13 protein-coding genes are annotated in these 21,695 nt (G+C 64.0%); 5 read left to right on the forward strand and 8 right to left on the reverse strand.

Features of this window, described 5'->3' with window-relative positions; translation table 11 throughout:
- Positions 1 to 9 precede the first annotated feature (9 nt).
- The 4 genes from RBB39_RS16200 to RBB39_RS16215 all read right to left on the reverse strand — a co-directional run bounded on the left by RBB39_RS16200 (position 10) and on the right by RBB39_RS16215 (position 5,917).
- Positions 10 to 888 (reverse strand): polysaccharide lyase, encoded by an 879-nt coding sequence (locus RBB39_RS16200; protein ID WP_204248942.1) that lies wholly within the window; start codon positions 886 to 888, stop codon positions 10 to 12.
- A gap of 81 nt (positions 889 to 969) precedes the next feature.
- Positions 970 to 2,538, reverse strand: a complete 1,569-nt coding sequence (locus RBB39_RS16205) for a PilZ domain-containing protein (RefSeq protein WP_045992564.1) — start codon at positions 2,536 to 2,538, stop codon at positions 970 to 972.
- A gap of 108 nt (positions 2,539 to 2,646) precedes the next feature.
- Entirely contained in the window at positions 2,647 to 4,560 is a 1,914-nt protein-coding gene (locus RBB39_RS16210; protein ID WP_045992565.1) for a glycosyltransferase, read from the reverse strand.
- A 10-nt stretch (positions 4,561 to 4,570) separates the two neighbouring features.
- Entirely contained in the window at positions 4,571 to 5,917 is a 1,347-nt protein-coding gene (locus RBB39_RS16215; RefSeq protein WP_045992566.1) for a UDP-glucose/GDP-mannose dehydrogenase family protein, read from the reverse strand.
- Positions 5,918 to 6,787: 870 nt separating this feature from the next.
- Here RBB39_RS16215 and RBB39_RS16220 point away from each other — a divergent pair.
- Entirely contained in the window at positions 6,788 to 12,043 is a 5,256-nt protein-coding gene (locus tag RBB39_RS16220; protein ID WP_253028871.1) for a retention module-containing protein, read from the forward strand.
- A 193-nt stretch (positions 12,044 to 12,236) separates the two neighbouring features.
- Here RBB39_RS16220 and cobO read toward each other — a convergent pair whose 3' ends face one another.
- Both cobO and RBB39_RS16230 read right to left on the reverse strand, forming a co-directional pair.
- Positions 12,237 to 12,842, reverse strand: coding sequence for a cob(I)yrinic acid a,c-diamide adenosyltransferase (gene cobO / locus RBB39_RS16225; protein WP_045992569.1), 606 nt, complete (start codon positions 12,840 to 12,842; stop codon positions 12,237 to 12,239).
- Positions 12,843 to 12,920: 78 nt separating this feature from the next.
- A complete protein-coding gene (locus RBB39_RS16230) occupies positions 12,921 to 14,483 on the reverse strand; it encodes a RimK family protein (RefSeq protein ID WP_045992570.1) in 1,563 nt (520 codons plus the stop codon).
- Between the two features lie 317 nt (positions 14,484 to 14,800).
- Here RBB39_RS16230 and RBB39_RS16235 point away from each other — a divergent pair, with 317 nt between their 5' ends.
- From RBB39_RS16235 to pepN, 4 genes are all read left to right on the forward strand, one after another.
- On the forward strand, positions 14,801 to 15,421 hold the full coding sequence (locus RBB39_RS16235; protein ID WP_071211107.1) for a GNAT family N-acetyltransferase: 621 nt from the start codon (positions 14,801 to 14,803) through the stop codon (positions 15,419 to 15,421).
- A 27-nt stretch (positions 15,422 to 15,448) separates the two neighbouring features.
- Positions 15,449 to 15,934, forward strand: coding sequence for a YajQ family cyclic di-GMP-binding protein (locus RBB39_RS16240; RefSeq protein WP_045992571.1), 486 nt, complete (start codon positions 15,449 to 15,451; stop codon positions 15,932 to 15,934).
- A gap of 173 nt (positions 15,935 to 16,107) precedes the next feature.
- A complete protein-coding gene (locus RBB39_RS16245) occupies positions 16,108 to 16,488 on the forward strand; it encodes a YbaN family protein (RefSeq protein ID WP_239452539.1) in 381 nt (126 codons plus the stop codon).
- Between the two features lie 120 nt (positions 16,489 to 16,608).
- Complete coding sequence (gene pepN, locus RBB39_RS16250; protein WP_045992572.1) at positions 16,609 to 19,242, forward strand: aminopeptidase N; 2,634 nt, start codon at positions 16,609 to 16,611, stop codon at positions 19,240 to 19,242.
- 112 nt (positions 19,243 to 19,354) lie between these two features.
- Here the strand turns inward: pepN and RBB39_RS16255 are convergent, their stop codons facing one another.
- Together RBB39_RS16255 and RBB39_RS16260 are read right to left on the reverse strand one after the other, a co-directional pair.
- Positions 19,355 to 19,642, reverse strand: a complete 288-nt coding sequence (locus tag RBB39_RS16255; protein WP_306169190.1) for a hypothetical protein — start codon at positions 19,640 to 19,642, stop codon at positions 19,355 to 19,357.
- A 303-nt stretch (positions 19,643 to 19,945) separates the two neighbouring features.
- Complete coding sequence (locus RBB39_RS16260) at positions 19,946 to 21,568, reverse strand: cation:proton antiporter family protein (RefSeq protein WP_197037166.1); 1,623 nt, start codon at positions 21,566 to 21,568, stop codon at positions 19,946 to 19,948.
- Positions 21,569 to 21,695 lie beyond the last annotated feature (127 nt).

A 21,695-nucleotide genomic window follows, 5' to 3' on the forward strand; every position in this document is an offset into this window, starting at 1 on the left:
GCGCCGCGATCATGAACGGGGGGCGTAGAAACGGAAGTCGGCAAAGTCGGCGTGCTGGTCACTGGGGGTGCGCCAGTCCTCACCGTGGCCACCGAAGAAGGTCGAGAACATCAGGCCATCGATGTGCACGTCGTCGTCGGTACGGTAGGTGAGATTGGTCTGCTCGAGCACCGGCCGACCATCGACCCACACCCGGGCAATGCCGTTGGCCTTGCCGGGGTCGTTGAGGATGATCTCCTGCTCCAGGGTGACCCACTGACCGGTGGGAAAGGTGAAGCGGCCTCGGGCCACCGAGTCGCCGTAGTCGCCCTCGCCGCCGACCACGTATTCGTAAAGTTCACCCTGGCCGTCTTCGCGCCACATGTAGCGCATGGAGAAGCCGTTCTCGCCGGTGACGTCGTCACCGCCGCTGGGCGCTTCGCCGCCGTAGAGCCCCGGCAGCTTGCCGCCCTTGACGAAGTTGAACCCGCTCTCGAAGCGAACCCGGTAGCTCAGGCAGGCGTGATCGCGCCCTTCGAGCGCGGAAGGCTCGGTGTAGAAGCCGGCGCCTCCGGTGTCGGTGTCGCCAGGCGAGGAGGTGTCCTCGGGATAGAGGACCCTGAGCGCCGGTGTCGCCGAATGACCCGACAACAGCTCGACGTTCTCCTCGGTGCCCCAGGTACGGGTGGTGTCGAAGCCTTCGCGGATGGCGTCGTGGGCGCTTTTCTCACCCAGCGCAGGGGCGGGTGAGGCGACCAGCGGATGGCGCGCCGAGCAGGCGGCGACCTGGGGGACGCCGGGGCCCTGCTGATCGGCTTCGCTGTCATTGGCGCCGTTGTCCGCCAGGGCGGGTTGGGTAGCGCAGATGGCCAGTAGGGTGGCGGACAGGCGCGTCGTCAGTGTCGACATGGCGTTCGTACTCCTGTTGGCTCACGACCACCGCGGTGGTCGTGGCAAGTGGAACGGATACGTGTAAAGAAAGAGCGTGGCTCAGCCGGCGGTGTCGGCGGCGTCGTTGTCACCAATGCCCGAGAACAGCTGGCTGGCCTGCTGGACCACCCGGCGGCCGCTCTGCCAGATCCACTCGGCGGTGGCGCCCAGCAGGGCCTGTTCGGTAAAGCGCACGTCCACCGGAGTACCGACGCTTTCCACCGGCAGCGGCTTTTCCGGTACCAGCAGCACGCTGGCGACGTTCTGCTGTTGGCGTACCCAGCTCGGGAAGCCGGCGCGCGGCTGGCGCTCGATGTCCAGCGCCACGCTGCGCACCCGAGCGCTGATCGGGCCGGAGGCGTTGGGCAGCGACAGATAGGCGAGTTGATCGGGCTCGATGCGATCGATGTCGTCCATATGCACCAGCGCCTCGACCATGACCTCGTCGTCGCCGGTACGCATCAGCGTCATGATCTTTTCGCTTTCGTTGATATAGGTGCCGTCGGAGCTCGACAGCGCCCACGCCACCAGGCAGTCGCAGGGGCTGTAGATCTCGTTCTGGGACTGGCGCGCCTGCAGCGCGGTGACCCTGGACGCCTGGAAGTCTCGGGCGGTCTCGAACTGATCGATGCGTGCACGAGCGATGTCCGGGGACACCGTCTCGAAGCTCACGGCGTCACCGTTGCCGGGCTCGGCGGAGTTGGCCAGGCTGACCTGTCCGCCATTGGCGCCGTCGAGGTTTTCCTGAAGGTTCTCGATCAGTTGGCTGTTGTAGCGCTGGGCGGCCTCGGCCAGGATCAGGTCGGACTCCAGATCGACGTCCTTGACCCGGGTGAGCTGCTCGTCCCGTGTGACACGGTCACCTGCCTTGAGTTCGTGCGCCATCAGGATGCCGGGGCTCGGTGCACGAATGTCGATGCGTGGCGCGGTGACGGCGGCGAAGTTGGGCTCGATCAGCATGAAGTTGCGATAGGCGGTGGCCGCGGCCACCACCGCGAGCACCGCGAAGCCGATGAACAGCGCCACGTAGCGGCCCATGGGCCTCGGCGGACGAGCCGCCGCCTGGGGCGTGCTGCCGGTGCCGCGACGCTTGCGTGGGGTCTGGGCATCCTCGCCCTGGACCATCTGCTCGACGTCCAGCGGTCGGCCGGCCAGGTGGGCGCGGACCACGCGGCGCAGCAGCTCAAGGTGGGAGGGGGAGATGTCGGTGATCTCGAAGCCGGCGTGGTGTGCGCCACCGCGACCTTCCAGCGCCAGGCTATGGCGGCACTGGGCGCTCACGGGCACCAGCAGCTCGCCGCTGGCGGTGGTGATGGCGATGCTGCCGCGCACCCTGGCGTCCTGGCGCATCGGGCGCGGGCTCTCGATGGCGAAGCCGCCCTGGGACAGGTCCAGCCCGCGGAAGCGGTTGCCGTCATCGAAGCGCACCTCGAAGGTCGGCGAAACGCGGATGTAGCGGCGTTCATCGCGGCGCTCATGGGCCAGTCCCGAGCCTGCCGGTGCCTCTTCTTGGCGCGGCTGAGAGCGCGCATCGCCCAGATGAGGTTCGGCGCGCGGCGCGGGGTCCGGCTGACGAGCAGGCTCGTGGCGGGGTGTTGAGGTGTCCTTGTCGTCGAAGTAATCGCTCATATCGGTGTCCTGAAGTCAGTATTCGCTGAGCCGTGGCGGTGTCTGGCCGTACATGCGGCTCAGCGACAAAGTGTGGCCGTGTCGTCGTTGTCAGCCGTGGCGTGGCTATCAGCCGTGGCGTGGCTGCACCTGGATGCGCAGGTCACTCAGCGACAGCCTGGTGTCGTGAAGATCAAGCGAGCAGCGCTGCTGGTCGGTGCAGCTCAACAGATCGCCTGGGGCTGGAGTGGTGCCCTGGGCGTCCTTGAGGCGATCGATCAAGGTCGGCGGAACCTCTAGCGTGGTGCCCTGGGGGCTGCCGCTGAGATTGGTGGCCTCGCCGATGCTGCTTGCGCCCAGGCGTTCGATCAGCCGATCGCTGATCCGCAGCTCGCCGGCAGGCAGGCGCAGCTCGCCCGAGCCATCCTCGATGCGGCTGGCCAGCCAGCGACTGGCGTCAGGCAGCGCGGCACTGTCGCTGGGCACCGGGCCTGCCCGTTCGAGGATCTTCAGCGAGGTAGCGTCAGGTACCTTCAGTACGCCGGTGGCCAGGGTCAGCACGAACAACATCAGGCACACATGAAAGCCATGCAGCAGATGCCCCATGCGACGCTGGCGGCGTACCGCCTTTTCGTCACCAGGCTCACCGGCAGAAATGCCCTGGCGTGACCACTTCTGACGGTTGAAGCGAAAGCTCACGTAGGTCTTGAGCAGGGCGCCGTAGACCTGGTTGTAGTAGATCAGCGGGATCCACAGAAGGCTGAAGCGACCACGCTGCCAGGCCAGGATCGAGGTGGAGATCCCGCGGGTGAACAGGATCCACAGGGCATAGGCGAAGATGAACGACGGCCGCACGAACAGCGTCACCAGGATCGCCACGATGGGGCCGATCAGGGTCGTCCACATGGACAGCCGCTGGTCGATCAGGCTCCACCAGGTGAACAGCCCCATCGGCCTCGGCCCCAGGGCAATGGCGCGACCGCTGGTGCGCAGCATGTTGCCGTACCAGCGACGCATCAGGTCGGTGGTCGAGGCGAAGAAGCGCTTGCGGTCCGGCAGCTCCTCGAATCCCGAGACGTAGACGTCCGGCAGGTAGAGCATCTTCCAGCCGTTCTTGAGCAACCAGTACCAGGTCGATTTGTCGTCCCCGGACAGGAACTTGAAGTTGCCGAAGCGCCAATGCTCGACGTGGTCGTTCTCGACCATGTCGATAAAGTCCGGGTGGGTCGCCAGGTCGGCGCGGAAGGCGCTGTAGCGGCCGGTCAGGACCAGCAGCCGCTCGGACACCGACATCGAGCTCATCACCAGATGACGCTGGGCGTAACGCAGGTCGTACCACTCCTTGGTGGCATCGTTGCCGGTGACGATGGCGCTGTTGTTGGTGGTCAGGGCGCCGAGATCATCGCGCAGGGCGAAGAACGACAGCGAGCGCTCCAGGGTTCCGGGCTCGAGCAGGATATCCCCGTCCATGGACACCAGCAGGGCGTCGGGGGCCGGGGCCCGGCGCGAGATCGCACGCAGCACCTCGGCCATGGCCGAACGCTTGCCGTCGCCCTTCTGGAACATGTAGCGGACCTCGATATGCGACGGCCAGCGGTGTTCCTGCAGCACGTGGGAGATGATGTCCACGTCGGTCTGGTCCGAGACCGAGGCAAAAATGGTGGTCGGCACGCCATAGTGCCGGGTCTCCTCGATCAGTGCGTCGTAGACCCGAAAACAGACGTCGGGGTCGATGCGAAAGGAGGTGCACAGCACGTAGAGCTCTGACGGCTTGCCGGACTCACCCAGGGCGTCGGCCTCGGCCCGCATCTGTGGAAAGACGCGGCGGTTGTACCACACCGATCGCAGCGCCTGGACGAACCACCATGAATAGCGCCACGCTCCGACCGCGCCAATGGCGAAGAAGAAGCTCTTCGACGCCGGCGAGAACACCTCGGAGGGCAACTCGCTGACCAGCACGATCAGCAGCGACAGCAGCAGCGCCAGGGTGGTCAGCTCCGTGGCCTTGCTGGCCACGGAGGTGTGCTTGGGTAGCGATGACATGGTGGCGTCCTTACACCCGGGGGTGTTGCAGGGAGGCGCCGCGACCCATGGCGTAGTATTCGAGACCCGCCGCTTCGACGTCCTCGGGTGAGAAGAGGTTGCGTCCATCGATCACCAGCGGGTGATTGAGGGTGCGCGCGATCTTGTCGAAGTCGACGGTGCGGAAGGCCTTCCACTCGGTGCAGATGACCAGGGCGTCCGCGCCTTCCAGGGCAGCGTCACGCTGCTTGGAGAGACACAGGTCCGAGCGCTCGCCGTAGATGCGATGGCACTCGGCGGCGGCCTCGGGGTCGTAGGCCTGGACCCGGGCGCCGGCTTGCCACAGCTGTTCCATCAGTACCCGGCTCGGCGCCTCGCGCATGTCGTCGGTGTTGGGCTTGAAGGCGAGCCCCCACAGGGCGATGGTGCGGCCCTTGAGGTTGCCGTGAAGCGCCAGTTCCAGCTTGTCGAACAGCCGCGTCTTCTGGGCGTCGTTGACCGTTTCCACCGCCTGCAGCATGCGGGCGGGGGCGCCGACCTCGCTGGCGGTGCGAGCCAGTGCCTTGACGTCCTTGGGGAAGCAGGAGCCGCCGTAGCCACAGCCGGGATAGATGAAGTGGTAGCCGATACGCGGGTCGCTGCCGATGCCGTGGCGGACCTGCTCGACGTCCGCACCCAGATGCTCGGCCAGGTTGGCGATTTCGTTGATGAAGCTGATCTTGGTGGCGAGCATGGCGTTGGCGGCGTACTTGGTCAGTTCGGCGCTGCGCACGTCCATGAACATCAGCTTGTCGCGCTGGCGGCTGTAGGGGGCATAGCACTCGCGCATCAGCTTGCGGACCTTGTCGCTGTCGGTACCGATGACGATCCGCGCCCCCCGCGAGAAGTCCTCGATTGCCGCGCCTTCCTTGAGGAATTCCGGGTTGGAGCAGACGTCGAAGTCGACCTCGGCCTGGCGTCCCTCCAGGGTATCGGCCACCGCCTGATGAACCTTGTCGGCGGTCCCCACCGGGACGGTGGACTTGTTGATGATGACGCGATATCCGTACATGTGCTGGCCGATGGTACGGGCCACGCCAAGCACGTGGGTCAGGTCGGCGCTGCCGTCCTCGTCAGGGGGCGTTCCCACCGCGATGAACTGCAACAGGCCATGGGCCACCCCTTCCTCCGGGCTATCGGAGAAGGTCAGGCGCTCGTCTTCCATATTGTGGCGGATCAGGTCCTCGAGGCCTGGCTCAAAGATCGGTACCTCACCGCGCTTGAGGCGGGCGACCTTGACCTGATCGACGTCCACACACATCACGTCGTGTCCCACATCGGCCAGGCAGGCGCCGGTGACCAGTCCTACGTAACCCGAGCCGTGAATCGTGATTTTCATGAACTCACTCCTTGCCGTCGCTTGTGATATTGGCGGCCTTGCCTCGGGCGTCGAAGGGACGCCGGGAAAGCCTTGTTCTGACCGCAATGAGGGCAAGGATCGATCCATTTATTTTTTTGTTCCGTAAAAACAATAGGTTATTGGATTACGTGCTCTGGTGAGCGTTCTCAGGGATGACCGATGGTCGGCCGGAATGTCGCCATTAAGAGACAATGGTGCGCGACGTTCGTATAAAGCATTTAAAATCAGTTGGTTATATGTTGCTCTATGGATACGCCAATGATTTTTCGTGTGATAAGCTGTTGAAAATAAAGTGAAAACACTGTTTTTTTACGTTTCGCCGATCAGCACCCGATCGGAGCATCATGCTTGAGACGGTTTTTGCGGCATGACGATCGCCATGCTGACGTTGTCGACGCCGAGTAACGGCAGAGCCGCCAGGCGTCGAGCCGCGGCGAACGTCGAGCTGGACGACCCGGTAGTGAAACAGCGCCATCAGCGGATGAGGGGAGGAATGCTTTGTTGAACAGTGGCTTAGGCTTTGAATATGGGTCGAACAGCGGTGCCGGGAGGGACCGAGGCTCACATGCGTACACTGAAGAGTATGAAGTTTCTCGCCATCATTGGTGTTAGTTAAGTATGAATGACGCGAAGTTATTGGCGTTAATTATATGAGCGTTGTTTTCAGAAGTTTGCATAAAACATCAATGGAATAGATGGGTCACAAAAATACTGTACTTGAGTCCAATGCTAGTTATAAAAAAGCTTCGCTAATACTGCTTCCACAGTGTGCCGATAAGGTGCGTTATCGAGGACAGAAATATCCTTGGGCGCGCTCGATAAACGACAACGAGCATCAGGGGAAGCGACATGAGCACGGCGACGGTGGTGATGGTACAGGGGCAGGCTTTTGTTCAGGGCACCGATGGAAGCCTTCGCGAACTCAGGCCGGGAGACGTGATCAGCGACGGGGAGCGCCTGGTGACGTCACAGGGTGGCGAAATCTCGATTTCGCCCGGTGGCGTCGGCGACCCCGTGACACTTTCCGGTAGCGGACAGGTGCGCCTGTTGCCATCCACCACCGAGCCGGCCGGCCCTTCGTTGGTCGATCAGGGGATTGTGGAGATTTCCGACGACTCTGCGCCCATTGCTGCACCCGCGACCCCTTTGGGCAGCCCGGTGACGGCTGGCGCGGCTGTCGGCATTGACGCACCGGTTCCCGAGGGCACCCAGGCGTCCGGCTCCACGGACGATGAACTCGCGGCTCTCGCCCAGATCGCCGAGCAGGCCGACAACGTGCTGGGTGACGAGGAACTCAACGAGCTGCTGGCCGCCATCGACTCCGGCGAAGGCGACCTGTTCGATGATCTTGAGGATCCGGCGGCCGGCGGCACCGGCGGGGGAGGGGACGACGAGGGCAGTGGTTTTGTCCGTCTGCTGCGCATCGTGGAGACGGTAGATCCGCTGGCCTTCCAGTTTGGCCTTGAGGGGCGCGATGGTCCCATCGAGCGTGATTTCACCGGTGTCGACGCGGTGGATCCCGGCGATGACGATGAAGGTGTCACCCTGACGGGTCTCGACGGCCCCGAACCATCGGGCCCCGGTGGTCCTGACGGCCCTGGTGGTCCTGACGGCCCTGGTGGTCCTGGTGGTCCTGGTGGTCCTGGCGGTCCTGGTGGTCCTGGCGGCCCTGGCGAGCTGCCGATTGGCGCCGCCGGTGCCGAACAAGTGCTGTTCGAAGCGGACCTGGCCGGCGGTAGCCGTGGCGACGCCACCCAGCTGGTTCGCACCGGCTCCTTTGGGTTTGATTCACCTGATGGCCTGGCCACCCTGACGGTGGGGCCGGTTTCCCTGACGCTTGCCCAGCTTGATGCTCTGGGGACCTCGCCGGTCACCATCGTCACCGATCATGGTGTGGTGACGCTGACCGGCTTCACCGGGTCGGCCGCAGGGGGCACCGTCAGCTACACCTATGAACTGACCGACAACGTCGACAATGACAGCGTTGCCGGCGCCACCGATGGCGGCTATCTCGAGAGCCTGAATGTCCAGGCGGTGGACGTGGACGGCAGTAGCGCCAGCGGCTCGCTCGACATTTTGATCGTGGATGACGCGCCCCGCGCCGAGGACGATCCTACCGTCGAGACCACCGACGATACGGCGGTGAGTATCAACGTCATCACCAATACGACCGGCGCCGATACTCTCGGTGCCGATGGCGCCGAGCTGACCGCTGCAGAACTGGTGGACAGCACCGCCGGCAGCCTGGACTTCGACGCCGACGGTACCATCACCTTTACCCCGGCGGCGGGCTTCGAGGGGACCGCCGAGATCCTCTATACCCTGACCGACAACGACGGTGATACCAGCCAGGCGACCTGGCGGGTGGAGGTGGAGGACGACGAGCCCGAGATCGAGGTCAATCCAGAGTCGCCCAACGCCTCGGGCAACAACGAGGTCGACGAGGCGGGTCTCGACGACGGCGGAAGCAAGGCGCAGACCAACCTGGAGACCACCAGCGGTGCGATCAACATCGACACCGGCAGTGACACCCTGGCCAAGGTGGAGATCGATGGTATCGATGTGACCGACGGTACCGAGGCCAATCCTGTCGAGGTCGACGGAGACCTCGGCACCCTGGAGGTGTGGAAGGATAGCGCGGGGACCTATCAGTACCGCTATACCCTGACCGACAACAGTACGGACCACACCAGCCAGGGCACCGCCAGCGACGCCGTGCAGGACGCCTTCAGCGTGGTGGTGACCGACTCCGACGGTGACGCCAGTGATCCGGCCACCCTGACCATCGACATCAAGGACGACGTGCCCGAGGCCAAGGATGACACCGCCGAGACCGATGAGAACCAGCCGATCACCGTCAATGTGCTCGACGGTACGGCGGGCGAGCCTGACGTGGCCGGGGCCGACGGTCCCTACACCTTCGTCACCGACAGCGTGAGCCTGGAAAGCGGCAGCGGCACCATCACCAACGTCGACACCAGCGGCAATATCACCTTCACGCCAGCCAATGGCTTCGAGGGTGACGCGGTGATCAACTACTCGATCCGCGACGCCGACGGTGACACCAGCACCGCGACGCTGACCATCACCGTGGACTCTACACCGGAGGTCGAGATCAAGCCCACGCCTCCGCAAGGTGGTGCTGCAAATCAGGTGGACGAGGCGGGTCTGAACGACGGTGGCAGCCAGGCGTCGACCAACCTCGAGACCACCAGCGGTGAGATCAATATCGATACCGGCAACGACACTCTCGAGTCGCTGAAGATCAAGGACAAGGATGGCACCCCGGTCGACGTGACCGGTGGCGGTACCGTGCAGGGCAATTACGGTACGCTGACGGTGACCACCTCCGGTGGCAACTACACCTACAGCTACACCCTGGCTGACAATACCGAAGACCATTCGACCCAGGGCACCGCTACCGATGGAATCAAGGACGACTTCGCGCTGGTGATCGAGGACAGCGACGGCGACGTCAACGATGACGCTGTCCTGAGTATCGCGATCAAGGATGACGTGCCCCAGGTGTTTTCGAATGCGGAGCACGTTCTGGAGAGTGGTAGCGGCAGCCTGGACTTCGGGCCCAATGTCGGAGCCGATGGGGTCGGGGAGGTGGTCTTTGCCGCCGCCCTCGACGGCCAGCCGGCGACGGATAGCCAGGGCAACGCGCTGCGAGTCGACGGCAAGCCGCTGAGCTACCGTCTGAGCGCCGACGGAACGACGCTGTACGCCGAAAGCGCCGACGGTGCCGAGGACGGCTTCAGCGTCACCCTCAACGCAGCAGGTGACGGCTACAGCATCGAGGTGATCGGTGCGATCACCAATGGCGAGGCGTTCGATTCCAAGCCGGCAGATGCCCAGACGATCGGTGACTACCTGGCCTTGAACACCGGCGATGACGTCGCGGTCAACGACCTCTTGCTGTCGGGAACGACCGACCTGGATGCCGACGGCCACGTCGCCATGGGTACCGATAGGACGGTCCGCATCGACGCGCTCAAGGGCATCACCGCGTCCGGGACGACGCCTGAATGGCAGGACCACGTAGGCCTGACGAGCTATTCGCAGAAGGTCCATGTGACCAACGGCGTCACCGCCGCGCTGTTGCTCTCTGCCGTCGTGTTCGATGCCGAAGGCGCAGGCAGCGGTGATCCAGGGGCGACCAGCGGTGCTGCCATGGATCTCAGCGTCGATGACGTCAAGGTGTTCGACGCTCGGGGCGTGGATGTCACGGGAAGGGTGTTGTTGGTCGATACCGGCGATGGCATTGAGGTCGACGGCCTCAAGGATGGCTGGGAGGTGCGCCTGAGTACCGGTGACGATCGCCCCTTCGAGGCGGTCTCCATCGAGGCGCAGCAGAGTGGCAGTGAGTCCCCTGGCGATCTGTCACTGGGTGACATCAACCATCGTAGCGGCGAGCAGCGCGAGGACTTCGAGGTGCCCCTCGGTCTGGTCGGTGTCGATGGCGACGGCGATCGGCTCGAGAGCACCCTGACCCTCAACGGAGAGGCACCGGATACCCTGTACGTGGATGACAACGACAACAGCGAACAGGCCGGTGGTGATGGCGACGACGTGATGATCGGCGACGTCGGCGGGGTGGCCCAGGCGGAGCCCGAAAACTACAACCTGTCGTTGATCGTCGACAGTTCGGGCAGCATGGGCAATGCTTCCGGTTCCAGCGGCAAGACGCGCATGCAACTGGCCAAGGACGCCTTGAACAACCTGCTGGAGCATCTCCAGACTTACGGCGGCACGATCAATCTGCAGATCGTGGACTTTGACTCCCTGGTTCGTCCTGGAGTCAATGGCGCTGGCCTGTCGGTCAACTCGCTGATCATCGAGGACTTCGGCCCTGGCGATCTGGCCCTGGCCATGGCATATATCGAGGCCATGGTGGCTTCAGGGGGCACCAACTACGAGGCAGGGTTCAACGAATCCGAGACGTTCTTCGAGGGAATTGCGGGCACGACCTCTGGCTACAAGAACCTCGCGCTGTTTTTGACCGACGGTGAGCCGACTTACCATGTCAATAGCTCAGGTGGCTTCAGCGGCCCCGGAGGCAACAACAGCACCGCGGTGATGACGCAATCGATCGCCGCCTTCAATGACTTGGTCGCCAATGATGTCGAGGTTGCTGCCATCGGCATCGGCAACGGGATCAACGAGGAAACGCTTGAGTACTTCGATAACAGCAACGTCGATGGCACTGGCAGCCTGACCATCGGCGGTACGACCTTCAATGATTCGGTCGGCCAGGTGCAGATCGTCAACGACGAGGATGGGCTCAACAACGCCATCCAGGAGGCCGCAGGAGGGCTTCTGCCACTTGGCGATGACGTCCTGTCGGGCGGAGGCGGCGACGACATCCTGATCGGCGATGTGCTCAACAGTGACCACCTGGCCTGGACGAATACCGACACCGGTGAGGTCTTTACCGCGGGCGGGCATGACGGTCTGGGCTACGAAGGGCTCTACGAATACGTCAAGTGGGGAGTCAATGGTGGTACCGAACCCACCGATGGCGAAATGATCGGTTATATCCGGGACAATCTCGATGACCTGATCGACGAGTCGCGTGATGAAGGCGGGATCAACACCCTGGACGGCGGCGACGGCAACGACACCCTGATTGGTGGCGCCGGGGGGGATACCCTCCTTGGCGGCGAAGGTAATGACACCCTGGTTGGTGGCAAGGGCAACGATACGCTCGATGGCGGCGCGGGCAACGATATCATCGATCTGGGCACCGGTGCCGATGTGGTCGCCTGGAATGATGGCGACGCTGGGACCAGTGCAACGCCTGCCAGTGATGAGGTCAACGACTTTACCCTGGGTGGCTTTGGTAGTAACGCCGAGGCCGACCGCCTGGAGATGGCGGACCTGCTCGATGGGGCGACCGAGGCCAGCGTCAATGACTACCTCTACGCCGAGGAGGACGGCAGTGGCAATACCGTGTTGTACGTGAAGAGTGACGGTGGCATCGGCGCTGGAGGGGGGGATGCCGATCAGGTCATTACCCTCAACGGTGTCGGCATGGGTGGGCAGGACTCGGCGGCCTTCCTGCAGCAGATGATCGACAACGAACAGCTGCAGGTGGAGTAGCAGGTGGAGTAGCAGGGCAGCGGTCTCCCTCGGCGCGCCCGGGGGAGGCCAACGCCGGGCCGGGGCGTCCGGTCTCGGCGAGTGACAGGCAACAGAGCCCGGCTGGCGTCGGGCTCTGTGTCGTCGGGTCGAGCTGCTTTGGTGCCGCGAGGTGCCTATCGTCGCTCGCGGCGCTTGCTGGCGTCGGGTGTGCTCAGAAGTCGATGCCGCGGCGGGCCTTGAGGCCATTGGTGAAGCCGTGCTTGACCTCCTGCATCTCGGTCACGGTGTCGGCCATGGCAACCAGTTCGCGATGGGCGTTGCGCCCGGTGATGATGACCGTCTGCTCGGCAGGCCGGTTGGCGATGGCCGTGCGCACGGTGTCGATGTCCAGGTAGCCGAACTTGAGCATGTAGGTGATCTCGTCGAGCACCACCAGGTAGACCTCGGGATCGGCCAGCATGCGGCTGGCCTCCTGCCAGACCTCGCGGCATGCCTGGGTGTCCGACTCGCGATTCTGGGTATCCCAGGTGAAACCGGTGGCCATGATCGCCACCTCGAGGTTGTCGTCGGCCTCGAGACGGTCGCGTTCTCCGCACTCCCACAGTCCCTTGATGAACTGCACCACGCCCACCCGGTAGCCGTAACCCAGGGCGCGGGTGACGGTGCCCCAGGCGGCGGTGGTCTTGCCCTTGCCGTTGCCGGTAAACACCAGCATCAGCCCGCGCTCCTCGTCGGCGGCGGCGACCTTGGCGTCGACGTGGGACTTGAGCTTCTCCATGGCCTTCTTGTGTCGGGTGTTTCTGTCCTGCTCGCTCATGCCGGCTCCCGCTGTCTGGTGAAAAGCGCAGGGTAGCCGAGGCGGACGCCGGCGTCAGCCCGGATATGCCTTTCCGCCTCAGCCGGGATCATTGGCTGGAAGGCTCTGGCGTCCCGCCTGGGGCGAAGCCGTGTTAGCCGAGCGTGCCTGTCGGCGTGCCTCCATGCGCCTGGCGAAGACCTCCATCAGGCGATCGTAGAGCGCCGCACCCAGCACGCTGTCCTCGATGCCCGCATCGATGTTGGGATTGTCGTTGACCTCGATCACCAGCACACGGTCGCCGACCTGCTTGAGGTCGACACCGTAGAGGCCATTGCCGATCAGCCGGGTGGCCTTGAGCGCCGCACGCAGCACGGCGGCCGGCACCTCGTCGATGGGGTGGCTGCTGAAGCCGCCGCTGCGGGTGCGAGCACCGGAATGATCGTAGATCTGCCAATGGCCACGGGCCATGTAGTAGCGGCTGGCGAACAGCGGAGCACCGTCGAGCACGCCGATGCGCCAGTCGTATTCGGTAGGCAGCCATTCCTGCAGCAACAGCAGGTCCGAGCTCTTGAACAGGGTATCGGCTTCCCGCGCCAGCGATTCGCTGGACGTCACCTTGACGATGCCACGGGAGAAGGCGCCATCGGGGACCTTCAGCACCCTCGGGTAGCTGAGACCCTGCGTCTGCTCGAGGAGACGTGCTCTATCCGAACGCTTGAGCAACAGTCCCTCGGGAGCGGCGACCCCCCGGGTGCGAAGCAGTTCATGCAGATAGACCTTGTTGGTGCAGCGCAGAATGTCCTGGGGCGCGTCGATGACCACCAGGCCCTCGTGTTCGGCACGCCGGGCCATGCGCCAGGTGGGGTGGTCGAGGGCGGTGGTCTGGCGCAGAAACAGAGCGTCGAACTCGGCCAGCCGGGCGCTGTCACGATGGGTGATCAGCGAGACATTGATGCCCTGGCGCCGACCGGCGCGGATAAATTGCTTGAGCGCGCCCTTGTTGCTGGGCGGCAGGTGTTCTTCAGGGTCGATCAACATGGCCAGGTCGAAGCGATAGCGCCTCCGCGCCCTGGGGGTACGCCAGATCTTCAGCGAATGGCGATTGAGGGCGCGAGCGAAGGCGTCCTGCTCGTCTTCATGAAGCCGCCCAAGCGCAAGCGGACGCAGCCGCACCAGTCGATAGCCCTGGGCGGTGCGATTCAGGCGCGCCTCCATCAGCGGACAGGGCAGGCGCTCGAACAGGCGGCGGGCGACGCGTGCCAGCAGGGGCTCGACGCATTCGCCGAACAGCACCCTGAAATGGACGTCATCGCCGAGTCGCTCGACTGCAGCGGGCCGGCTCAGCTCATCGAGCAGCCCGGTAAGGCCCTCGAGCTGCATGTCGGTGGTCGACTTGCGGCGCAGGGAGTTGAGGGTATCGACACTGGGGATCACTCTGGCACCCCGCGCCTGGGCGAGCAGCGAGACATAGTAGCCTCGGCCCAGGTAGCCGAGGTCGGAGCACAGGTTGATGACCTGTGCGCTGGTGGCGCCCGAGGTGGCCTTGGCATCGGCGATGTCCGCGGCGTCGACATAGTGGTCGGCGTCGATCACATCGTCACTGGGGTGGTAGGGCTGCCAGTCGCGCTGGCGGTCGACAACGATACGCAGGGCGCACATCGCAAGAATTCCTCGGCAAGGGGCGAGATAGGGGCGAGACAAGGGGCGAAACTGGTACGAGACAATGGCGGAGCAAGGGTGAAGCAAGGCCGCAACAAGGTGATAGCCCGAAGCCGGAGGACACCGCACGAGTCGGGGTAGAGGTCAGGGCCGACGGTGGCAGGATGCGCCTGGGTTGGCGGCAAAGCAATACGGCAAGAAAGTGAAAAATATTCATTCTGTCGGCGGCTGACAGCGGCGTGTGGGCCAGACAGAATCAACAGATAACACACGTCGCCCGAGTCGGGCGTCGGGCTGCCGAGACGGGACCTCTCACTATGCCACTTGCCTTGCGTTCGGCCACCCCAAGCGATCTCGATGCCCTGGAAGGACTGGAGAGTCGCGGTTTTTCGGGGGACCGCTTCACTCGTCGCCAATTGCGCCACCTGCTCCAGCGCGCCCATGGGCTGACCCTGATCGCCGAGGACGCCACCGGCTCCGTTTTGCCGCTCGGCTACGGTACCTTGCTGTTTCGTCGCAACAGCCGCGCAGCGCGCCTCTATTCGCTGTGTGTGGCCCCCGAGGCGCGTGGCCAAGGAGTGGGAAAGGCCTTGCTCGAGGCGCTCGAGCGCGACGGGCGCAAGCGTGGCTGCGAGCGCATGACGCTGGAGGTGCGGGCCGACAATCGTGTTGCTCTCGGCCTCTATCGACGGGCGGGCTTTCGCCTGGCTTGCTGGCTCGACGACTACTATGAGGATGGCTGCGCCGCCTGGCGCATGGTCAAGGCGCTGGGCCTGTCTCGAGAGCAGCCTGCCGTCGTGCCTCAGGGTTCACCGTCCGTGGCAGCTCCAGCGACATCTTCTGCGCCGTCTTCTACACCACCTTCCGAGCCGTCCTCCGTGACATCCCGGGAGGACGCGGTAGTGACACCCTGCGGGTCGCCGTCGATGGTAGACTAGCGTTTTTGTCAGCGGAGCAGAGCGAGCATGCCCTCTTTCGATATTGTGTCCGAATTCGATCGCCACGAAGCCCAGAACGCCGTGGACCAGGCTAACCGTGAGGTTCAGGGGCGCTTTGACTTTCGCGGTGTCGACGCCGGTTTCGAGCTGTCCGATGAATCCGTGGCGTTGCACGCCGAGGTCGACTTCCAGCTCAAGCAGATGCTCGACATCCTGCGCAACAAGCTGATCGCCAGAAGCATCGACCCGCGCATCATGGACGTTCAGGACGCCGAGCTGTCCGGCGTCAAGGCGCGTCAGACGGTCGCCCTCAAGCAGGGGCTGGAGCAGAAGGAAGCCAAGGACATCGTCAAGCGCATCAAGGACTCGAAGCTCAAGGTCCAGGCCCAGATCCAGGGCGACAAGGTACGCGTGACCGGCAAGAAGCGCGATGACCTGCAAAGTGTGATGGCACTGCTGCGCGGTGATGAGGGCCCTGATCTGGCGCTGCAGTTCGACAATTTCCGCGACTGACGGATCGGCGGCTGACATGTCTCTGTTGCCGGCATCGTGAGGCGAGTGGCCCTGCGGATTCGGCAGGCTACTGGCCTGATAGCGGCGTCCGATTGGCCTCTTCGCACCTGCTGCGTTTCAATAAGTGAATTCTTGACCAATTGGCGTGGCGAGTGCGCCGCCGGAGTTCGCCCTTGATTTCCACCACCCGTCGCCTGGCCTGGCAGTTGCTGGCCTGGACCAGCTTTGCCCTCGGTGTCATCGGGGCCTTCGTGCCGCTGCTGCCCAGCACCTGCTTTCTGCTGGTGGCGGTGTGGGCGGCGTCGAAGGGGTCGCCGCGGTTCGCTCGCTGGATTCGCAGTCATCCTCGGTTCGGCCCTGCGGTGGTGGCCTGGGAAGAATCCGGTTCGATTCCCCGTCATGCCAAGTGGATGGCGCTGGCGATGCTGTCACTGTCGGTGGTGGTGCTGTTGATCACGGTGTCACTGTGGTGGTTGAAGCTTGGGTTGACCGTCATGCTGATCGGGATCGCCATCTGGATCGTGACCCGGCCCGAGCCCGCCTCCTCGTCCTGACGCCTGCCCTGATCCGTTTCGCCTGATGGTTCCGACGTGCTCCGGGTCGCGCCGGTTCTTTGAGCCCGGCACGTCCGTACCCGTACAATATCGACGACTTTTCTGATTGGAGCATCCCCGATGTCCGACCCCCAGCCGATCCATCTGAGCGACTATCGTCCGCCGGCCTACCTTGTCTCACGCACCGAGTTGACCTTCGACCTGGCGCCTGGCGCCACCCGCGTCAAGGCACGCCTGCATCTGGAGCGTCATCCCGAGCGCGAGGCGGGTGCACCGCTTTGGCTGGATGGCGAGCAGCTTTCGCTCAAGGCCATCGCCATCGATGGCCAGCCGCTGGAGGAAGGCGAGTACGAACTGACCCGCAAGGGACTGTCGATTACCGGTGCGCCGGAGGCGTTTGTTCTGGACACCGAGGTCGAGATCTCGCCCGAGGACAATACCGCGCTATCCGGCCTCTACCGTTCCGGTGGCATGTTCTGCACCCAGTGCGAAGCCGAAGGGTTCCGCCGCATCACCTTCTACCCGGACCGCCCGGACGTGATGGCGACCTTCTCGACCACCGTGATCGGCGACCTGACCCGCGAGCCGGTGTTGCTGTCCAACGGCAATCCGGTGGAGCGGGGTGAGCTGCCGGATGGCCGCCACTTCGTGACCTGGGACGATCCTCATCCCAAGCCCGCCTACCTGTTTGCGCTGGTGGCCGGTGACCTGAAGAAGGTCGAGGACCGCTTTACCACCATGAGCGGCCGCGACGTCACCCTGCAGATCTGGGTCGAGGAAGAAAACCTCGACAAGACCGACCACGCCATGGGCTCACTCAAGCGTGCCATGCGCTGGGATGAAGAGGCCTACGGTCGCGAGTACGACCTGGACCTGTTCATGATCGTGGCGGTCAATGATTTCAACATGGGCGCCATGGAGAACAAGGGGCTCAACATCTTCAACTCGGCGGCGGTGCTGACCCACCCCAACACCGCCACCGACGCTGCCTTCCAGCGAGTCGAGGGAATCGTCGCCCACGAGTACTTCCATAACTGGTCGGGCAACCGCGTTACCTGCCGTGACTGGTTCCAGCTGTCGTTGAAGGAAGGCTTCACCGTCTTTCGCGATCAGAGCTTCTCGGCCGAGGTCAATTCCGCGCCGGTCAAGCGCATCGAGGAAGTGTCGTTCTTCCGCACCGCCCAGTTCGCCGAGGACGCAGGCCCCACAGCGCATCCGATTCGCCCCGACTCCTACATCGAGATCGGCAACTTCTACACCCTGACCATCTACGAGAAGGGTGCCGAGGTGGTGCGGATGCTGTCCAACCTGGTGGGGCCGGAGACCTTCCGCAAGGGCTCGGATCTGTACTTCTCGCGCTTCGACGGGCAGGCGGTCACCATCGAGGACTTCGTCGACTGCATGGCCGAGGTGTCCGGGCAGGATCTCGAGCAGTTCATGCGCTGGTACTCCCAGGCGGGTACGCCGGAGATCGACGCCTTCGGGGAATACGACTACGCCAACTCCCGCTACCGCCTGATCCTGCGTCAGCGCACGCCGGCCACCCCCGGCCAGCCGGAGAAACAGGCACTGCATATCCCCATTCGCCTGGGCCTGGTCGGCACCAAGAGCGGCCGCGACCTGTCGATGACCCTGGACGGCGAGAGCCTGGGTAGAGACGCCGTGATTCATCTGCGTGAAGACGAGCAGGAATTCATCTTCACCGATATCGAAGAGGCGCCGGTGCCCTCGCTGCTGCGCGGGTTCTCGGCGCCGGTCAAGCTGTCCTTCCCCTATTCGCGGGAGGATCTGGCCTTCCTGATGGCCCACGACAGCGATGGCTTCAACCGCTGGGACGCCGGCCAGCGGCTGACCCTGCTGGCACTCGATGATCTTATCGCGGCCCACCGCAATGGCGTCGAGAAGGTCATGGATACGCGTCTGGTCGAGGCCTTCCGTGCACTGATCGAGGAAGGCAATGACGACAAGGCGGTGCTGGCCGAGATGCTGCAACTGCCGAGCGAAGCCTACATCGCCGAACAGCAGCCGCTGGTCGACGTGGACGCCATCCACGCCGCACGCACCTTCATCCAGCAGTCGCTGGCGCAAGAGCTGCGTGACGAACTGCTGGCACTGTATCGCGACAACCAGAGCGACGCCGCCTACGCGCCGACGCCCGAGCAGATCGGCCAGCGCGCCCTGAAGAATGTCGCGCTGTCCTACCTGATGAGCATCGAGGACGAGGTGGCGATCGAGCTGGCCCAGGCCCAGTTCGAGGCCGACCACAACATGACCGACGTGCGCCAAGCGTTGACCCTGCTGGTCCACAGTAGCCGCTCGGATATCGCCGATCCGGCACTCAAGGCCTTCGGGCGCAAGTGGTCCCACGATCCGCTGGTGATGGACCAGTGGTTCAGCCTGCAGGTGACCCGTCCCCAGGCGGACGCCCTGGATCGGGTGCGCTATCTGATGGAGCACCCGGCCTTCTCGCTGAAGAACCCCAACAAGGTGCGCGCGTTGATCGGTGCCTTTGCCGGGCAGAACCGGGTCAACTTCCACCGCCTGGATGGCGAAGGCTATCGCCTGCTGGCCGACGTGGTGATCGAGTTGAACCGGCTGAACCCCGAGATCGCCGCACGCATCATCACGCCGCTGACCCGCTGGCAGCGCTTCGACGAGGCTCGCCAGGCGCTGATGCGCGCCGAGCTGGAGCGCATCCGTGGCGAGGAACTCTCGCCCAACGTCTACGAGATCGTGGAAAAGGCGCTAGCCTGATGTAGCGACGACGATCGCTGCTGGAGCCACCGTCATGAATGCCAACGCCGCCCCTCGGGGCGGCGTTGTGCTGTGTGCTACCGGCTCGGCTGGCCTTGAAGCCCGTCCCGCTTCAGGGCAGCAGCATGCCTAGGGTCAAGAGGCCCAGCAGAGCCCACAGCAGGGCGGCGATGGGGGAGCCTGTGAGGATCGCGCTCAGCCCCCGCCAAAGAAAGAAAAGGCCCAGCACCAGCAGCGCCAGGGTGAAGAAGGTCGGTGCGATGCCCAGCGAGCGAGACAGGCCGTCGATAAAGCCGGCGGCGGCGTCATCGATACTGTTGAAGAAGGTGCCCAGGGTATCGACCACAAAGCGAATCAGGGTGCCAAGGGCCTCGCCCAGCCAGGTAAAGACGTCTTCCACCGCCATGCATCCTTGTCGTGGAGCTTGCAAAGGGCCTCGGCGCGCGCCTTGAGCACGAGCCTTGGCCATGGGAGCCCCGAGTATCCGCATCCGACCTGTCCACGGCAAGCCCCGTGGCCGAGCGCGTCTGGGTGTTGCACAGGTCTGCGCGCGCCACTTGCTAGGGCTTGTCTGAAAAGTGCCTGCGCTCGGTAATACGGCGTTAAAAATCGGATCAAAATGCTCATTTACACCCCGTAAACTGCGCTGTCTCACCGATTTTTGCCTTGTCTAACCTTCGCTCGTCGACTTTTCGGACAGCGCCTAGCCGAGTTGTTCGGTACGCGAGATGATTCCCGCTTCCTCCGCCGCGCTGTCGGCCAGGGCGCGGCCGGCCTCGTCGTAGACGTGGTAGACCGCGTGGGCGCCCAGTTCGCGGATGGTGTCGATCTCCTCCAGGTACTCGACCACGGCGGTGATCTTGCCCGGGAAGTGGCGGCTTCGCAGCTGCTTCAAGGCGAACAGGTTACCGGCATGGTGGGGCATCGCCAGCACCACCAGTTCTACCTGAGAGGACATCAGCATCTTGTCCCAGAAGTCCGAGTCCACGGCATCGCCCTCGACGATATTGAAGCCCTTGTCGGCCAGCATCTTCACGCTCTTGGGATTGGAGTCGACCCCCAGCACCTTGAGTCCATACTCCTTGGTCAGGCGACGGTAGACGCTGCGACCGATACGGCCCATGCCCAGCACCACCGCTTCGGCGTCGCCGACCTCGATGGGGCGGTCGCTGGGGGATAGCGACGCCTCGTCGACCGGTGGCAGGCGTGGCTCGAGCCAGCGGTAGAACTGCTCGCTGACGGCATTGAGGATCGCCGATACCACGAAGCTCAGCGCGACCGCGAGCGACACCACCACCAGCCACTGCGGCGCCAGCCAGCCGCTGGATACCGCGATGGCGCCGACGATCAGACCGAACTCGGAATAGTTGCTCAGGCTGAGGGTGGCCAGCACCGAGGTACGGTGGCGCATGCCGAAACGCATCAGAATAAGCTGGTAGAGCAGGCTCTTCAGCGGCAGCAGCGCCACCAGCAGCAGGGCGATGCCGAACAGCGACCAGCTGGGCAGGGCGGTAAGGCCGATGCTCAGAAAGAAGCCGACCAGCAGCAGTTCCTTGATATTGAACATCGAGCGCGACAGCGTCTGGGCGGCGGGGTGGGGCGCCAGCAGCATGCCGATGATCAGCGCACCGAGATCCCCCTTGACGCCGACCGCCTCGAACAGGCCGTAGCCCAGCACCAGGGCCATCACCACGCCACACAGCATCTGCATCTCGCCGTGGCCCATGCGGTCGAGCAGCCGCCGCAGCAACGGCGCCAGCGGCAGCAGCGCGAACAGGCCCAGGGCCCAGGGGCTCGGCAGCTTGCCGGTGGAGGCGGTGAGAAAGATCACCGCAAACAGGTCCTGCATGATCAGGATACCGATGGCCAGGCGTCCGTAGGCCGCATGGGTCTCGCTTCGCTTTTCGAGGACCTTGACCACGAAGACGGTACTGGAGAAGGACAGGGCGAACGCCAGCACCAGCAGCGTCGTCAGGTCGAGTCCAGCGAGTAGACCGTTGGGTGACGTCAGCCAGCCGAGGGTGACGATCGCCTTCAGGACAGCCAGAATACCTACGAACAGCACGACGCTTGCCAGCATATGCAGGCTGGCGCCTCCCCAGACGTCCGGGCGCAGCAGGGTCTTGACGTTGAGCTTGAGACCGATGGTAAACAGCATCAGGGTGACGCCAAGGTGGGCGATCAGCGTCAGGACCGGCGTTTCGTCGTAGCCGAGAGCATTGAGGATGAAGCCACCGGCGAGAAAACCCACCAAGGGTGGTAGTCTGAGGGCCATGGCGGCCAGGCCTGAAACAAAGGCGGTCAGCACAAAAATTGGTTCAATCATGCAGGAACTCGGTCGCAAAGGGGGGCGTGTCTTGATCAATTGTAAGGGAAATACGGGTCAAGTCAGCGCTATGGCTGCGATTGTGCCCGTCCCGCAACAGCATAGGTGCGGCGTCGGCAGCAGGACG

The sequence above is a fragment of the Halomonas sp. MMSF_3323 genome (assembly GCF_030733595.1).
In the GTDB taxonomy this organism is placed as follows: Bacteria; Pseudomonadota; Gammaproteobacteria; order Pseudomonadales; family Halomonadaceae; genus Halomonas; species Halomonas litopenaei.